The following is a 1,044-nucleotide window of genomic DNA, read 5'->3' as shown; positions in this document are numbered from 1 at the left end:
GTGTGCATCCGGTCGGGCCGCGCAGCGGCGCCCCAGAAAACCGGGTTTCATGGTGTGAACTCAGCAGTGGCGCCTCCCCTGATCGTGCGCAGTCGCTGCGTGACGGGGCGGAGGCGTCCGGACTCGACCGAGCCGGAGGGGGTCCCGCACGCCGGCCGTGCGCAGCACGGGATGGATCGCGGCGGGGTTCCGGCCGACGGCGCACGGTGCGTCCGGCCGTCACAGGCCCGGGCACCGGAGACCCGGGCCGCGCGAGGCGGTGGGGTCAGCCGTGGTGGAGTGATTCCACCCTAACACCGTCCACGGCCACGCACGGCACCAGCACGCGCCAGGCGGCCGCCCCGTCCGCCGTCAGAGCACGGGCCGCCTCCGCGGCGTGCTCGGCCGCCTGGACGCCGTCGCACAGCGCGAGCACCGTGGGACCCGCGCCGGAGACGACGGCGGCGTGGCCGCGCTCGCGCAGCCCCGCGACCAGTGCGGCGCTGGCCGGCATGGTCACGGCGCGCGGCTCCTGGTGCAGCCAGTCCCGTGTGGCGGCCGGCAGCAGCGCGGGGTCCTCCGCCAGCGCGTGGACGAGCAGCGCGGCACGGCCGGCCTGGGCCGCCGCCACGGCGTGGGGCACCTCGGCGGGCAGCACGCCCCGGGCGACGTGGGTGGACAGCTCGGTGTCCGGGATCGCGACCACCGGCACCACGCGCTCGTGCAGCCGCAGCCGCGCCGTGGCCGGGCCGGGGACGTCGTCACGGGTCCAGGAGACGGTGGCCCCGCCCACGAGCGCGGGGGCGACGTTGTCCGGGTGCCCCTCGAAGCGGGTGGCCGCCTCGAGCAGGTCCGCGGGCGCCCGGCGCAGCGCGGCCGGCAGCAGGGCCTCGGCCGCGGCGTAGGCCGCGACGACGGCGGCCGCGGACGAGCCGAGCCCGCGGGCGTGCGGGATCCGGTTCACGGCGCGCAGGTGCAGCCCCGGCGCGGTGAACCCGCGGTCCCGCAGGTACTCGTGCGCCAGGCGCAGGATCAGGTGCGCGCCGTCCCGCGGCAGGGTGGCCT

Annotated in this window: 1 protein-coding gene; it reads right to left on the bottom strand. The window is 78.5% G+C overall.

Annotated features, from left to right (window positions below):
- Positions 1-265 precede the first annotated feature (265 nt).
- A partial coding sequence (locus ACFWJO_RS40920; RefSeq protein ID WP_386873488.1) for a homoserine kinase occupies positions 266-1,044 on the bottom strand: 779 nt, incomplete at its 5' end.

Origin of the sequence: Streptomyces sp. NPDC127092 (assembly GCF_042722475.1) — a bacterium.
Lineage (GTDB): Bacteria > Actinomycetota > Actinomycetes > Streptomycetales > Streptomycetaceae > Streptomyces.
Note: the sequence above shows the minus strand (reverse complement) of the source record. Positions and strands in the feature narration are given on the sequence as shown.